This window comes from Anaerovibrio sp., assembly GCF_045637405.1.
GTDB lineage: Bacteria > Bacillota > Negativicutes > Selenomonadales > Selenomonadaceae > Anaerovibrio.
This window is the reverse complement of record NZ_JAZTZI010000097.1, coordinates 1-4083: the sequence shown is the minus strand read 5'-3', so window position 1 is coordinate 4083 and position 4083 is coordinate 1. Positions and strand designations below refer to the sequence as shown.

Sequence of the window (4083 nt, the reverse complement as noted above, 5' to 3'; positions counted from 1 at the left end):
CTGGAGTACCTGTGATAACAGGTGCAGATGGTATGGCATTGGAGATTATTCAAAGGGTGGCGGCGGATAATAAGGCAGATATATACATTGCCGGTAAGGATTTTGAAGCCAAACCAATTAAACCGCTGGGACAGCTTAGTATCCCGCCTAATTTAGGTAATACCAGCGTGGGTAATATGAGTCCATCCATGATTGATTTACAGATAGAGGCTCTGTCAACATTGCCTTATGGTCGGTGTGAGTCAGAGGGAAATACCGTAAGGACTCAGTTGGTGGAATTCGTTTCTCATAATGATCAGATGGCTTCTATGGACTATAAACTGGCGTTGATGGGACTGCATCAGGTCGGTAACAGCAGTCTGGCAGCTGCGGCGGCTATGCTGTTGGCCATAAATGATTTGCGTATTACACAACGGGCATTACGAAAAGCTATGGCGGATGTCCAGTGGCCAGGCCGTTTTGAGGTTATGTCCCGTAATGGCTATGAGCTGATTATCGATGGTGCCCATAATCCTGCGGGAATCAGAACCCTTCGGGACAGCCTGGATTACTATTATCCTGATAAGAAGCGGATTTTTGTACTTGGAATACTCAGAGATAAGGATTTCGAGGGGATGCTGGAGATACTTCTTCGTCCCGAGGACAGAGTTATTTTTACAACGCCTTCATCAGAAAGGGCAGCAGATCCTGTAGAGCTTTTGGAATGTGCAAAAGTCGAAGCCAAGGACGCTGTTGGTGATCCCCAAAAGGCATTGGAGCGTGGTATGGAGCTGGCTGAAAATGCCACAAAGGAAAGTGAAGGTACGGAATCAGATACAATTCTTATATGTGCCGGTTCACTGTATCTTATTGGTTATTTGCGTACCCTTTTAAAGTAGATACCGTTGTGCAGATTTTTATACGATATTAATGGATATAGAGAAATGGGACCATTGTTTTTGGTTCCATTTTTCATTTTCTTGTATAACGCGATAAAAACTGACCTCGTTGCGACGCGAAGCTAGTCCTGAAAGGGAAACGCTATATGGAATATTTTCCCATAAATATGGGAAAATATGAACAACTGCGTTATAATAATATGAATATGATTATAGATTTTGAGGTGAGAGTAGTTGAGTGGTTTAAAGAGATTGGCATCATCTCGGGCCGTTAAAGATACAATTTATTTATCAATTTTGCTGGAGGCTTTTTTCATCGGATTATCACAAACGGTTGCTATAGTATTCATGGGAGTTGGCATAGCATTGTTTTTGCTTCGCTGGTGGAAGGATCCTGATTTCCATGTAAAGCGTACAACCTTTCATTGGCCTATTATCGTTTACCTGTTGTGCAGTGCAGCGTCAATATTGGTATCACCTGATAAGATGTATACGCTGACTATATGGTTTGTGCTGGTAATAATTTATTTATTGACTTATGTACTGGTAACCCAAAACGTGGAAAATTCTCGGCAGATAAAATTTCTGGCTTATTCCTTGGGAGCGTCAGCAGCCATTATTGTGGCCTACGGTTTTTTCCAGTTTATTTTCGGTATTGATACCTCGGAAATGAAGTGGGTTGATGGTGAAGCCTTTCCGGAGCTTAGCAAGCGAGTATTCTCAACCTTGGAGAATCCCAATATATTAGCTGCATATCTGGATATAGTGGTTTGCGTGCTTTTGGGGCTTTTTGGTACGCTGACGGATAAGCGTATCCGTATTGCATTGGGGCTGGCCATGGTTTGTACCCTGGGCTGTATCGCCATGACCTACGCTCGTGGTGCCTGCCTTACCATCGCTGTTATTATGGCAGGGTATGGTATATTGAAGGACAAGCGTATTTTGGCAGCAGTGGCAGTGCTGGCGGCAGGCTTTCTGTTGTTGAATCCGGTGCTATTTGAGCGCATGAGTACCATGTTTACAGTGGTTGACACATCATCAGAAATGCGTATTGCCATGTGGGAAAGCACCATACAGATGATTTTGGATCATCCTATTTTGGGTATTGGTGGTGGCGCCTACTCGCTGGTTTATCCTATTTATGATACTTACATCGTAGATGGTAGTGTGACTTTGGTTCATGCCCATAATATTTATCTGAACTATCTTGCTGAAATTGGTATTGTGGGTGGCTGCGCCTTTCTGGTATTCTTTTTGGGATATACCGTTACTGCCCTACATCCTCAAAAGACTATGCCTGATGAATTCTCCAAGGGCCTGATGCTTGGTTTGGGCCTGGGTTTGGTGTCTGTAGCTCTTAATGGCCTTACGGACGATGTATTGTATAATGTCCCTTCATCAATGCTTCTATGGATGATTTGCGGACTGGTTTATGTTTTAAAGGAAAAGTTATAACGAGCTTTAAGATGTCCCCTTCCTCTTTAGGTGGGGGAAAACAAAATACAATAGCTGGCGAGCATATCTCCCACCTCGTTGCGACGCGAAGCTAGTCCTGAAAGGAAAACGCTAAGTGGAAGATTTTTCTTCTAAAGAAGAAAAATTTGAATAATGGCGTTATAACGAGAAAGTGAAGACTGAATTATTTTAGTGTGTTGTGTATAGGAGTGTTTTATGGGCTTAATAGGTTTAAGTTCTGCTGAAATTGAAGAACGTCGGGCCAGATATGGCAGCAATTCTCTGACTCAGCTTGAACGGGATTCTCTATGGAAAAAAGTATTACAGGGGTTTAAGGACCCAATGATAATGATTCTATTAGTCGCTCTGATTATTCAGGGCGTACTTTATTTTATGGGGCAGGCCGAATGGTTTGAACCGGTGGGAATTTTGGTGGCTATTCTTATTGCCAACGGTGTGGCATCTATCAGCGAATATCGCCAGGAGGGTAAGGCTGTAGCCTTGCGGAATGATGAAGCTGCCAAGGATATGACCAAAGTACTTCGGGATGGACACTTTTTGGAAATTCCCGTTGGCGATGTGGTGAATGGCGATGTGATTTTTTTACAGGCCGGTGACCGACTGCCAACGGATGGATTGTTGATTGAAGGGGCTGTGCATATTGATCAGTCTGTGTTAAACGGTGAAACTGAAGAAATATATAAGACTCCGCTGGAGGATGGGGAAAGTAGTACATATGAAATTGATGATTTGTTAAATCCCCACTACGCTTATCGGGGAACCGTGGTATGCAGCGGAGAAGGATACCTTGAAACAAATGTGGTAGGTGATAAAACTCTGTTTGGACAACTGGCTCTGGAGGCTCAGTCAGTTGCCCGCCGCACGCCGTTGCAGGTAAAGCTGGATAAATTGGCCAGACATATCTCCACCTTTGGTTATGTGGGAGCCATTGCCATAGTCGTGGGCATACTTATAAAGACAGTAGTAACCGGTGAATTACCTGCCTCCATGTGGGAATGGGTGCGCCTGATTATTGATGCGGTAACGGTTGCGGTAACTGTTATTGTATGTGCTGTTCCAGAGGGCTTGCCGATGCTTACCTCCATGCTGTTGTCCGTTCAGAGCCTAAAAATGGAGAAGGACAATGTTTTGGTCAAAAAAATAAATGGTATTGAAACCTCTGGCAGTCTGAGCATTTTGTTCAGCGATAAAACGGGTACTATTACCGAGGGAAAGCTATCTGTGGTGGATATAGCACTGGGAGATTTAGTACATTTAAAGCATATTGGTAATCTTGAGCTGAAGAGCAACGAGGGAAGGGAGGCGTCAGGGGAATATCTCGATAAGTTTATAAAAGCCGCTGGTCTTAACAATAGTGCCCACGCAGGAACAGATTCTGTAATCGGCGGTAACAGCACTGATCGTTCTATCATTAAGGCGCTGATGGATGCCGGACTGACAGATTCCATTAACCGGGATGAGGCACTTGGCTTTAAATATTTTAATTCCCGGGATAAGTATTCTGCAGTGGCAGTAAAAGAAGATGATAAATGTATTTGTTATCTTAAAGGCGCCCCGGAGGTAATGCTGGAAAAATGCCATCAGTATCTGGGTGCAGACGGTTCCCTGCATACGTTAAACACTGTCACTGAAATCAAAAAATATATTGATAATCAGGCCAGCCGTTCAATGCGATTGCTGGCGGTGGCTTATGGTGTGGGCCATGTCAATGAAAATGGAGAGGCTGAGA

3 protein-coding genes are annotated in these 4083 nt (G+C 43.8%); all 3 read left to right on the top strand.

Annotation, left to right across the window (positions count from 1 at the left end):
- The coding region (locus tag ACKI5G_RS07100; protein WP_407398965.1) for a glutamate ligase domain-containing protein at positions 1-878 on the top strand (878 nt) is incomplete at its 5' end.
- A gap of 234 nt (positions 879-1112) precedes the next feature.
- Complete coding sequence (locus ACKI5G_RS07095) at positions 1113-2333, top strand: O-antigen ligase family protein (RefSeq protein ID WP_407398963.1); 1221 nt, start codon at positions 1113-1115, stop codon at positions 2331-2333.
- A 216-nt stretch (positions 2334-2549) separates the two neighbouring features.
- Positions 2550-4083, top strand: a 1534-nt coding sequence (locus ACKI5G_RS07090) for a cation-transporting P-type ATPase (RefSeq protein ID WP_407398961.1), incomplete at its 3' end; no start/stop codon positions are given.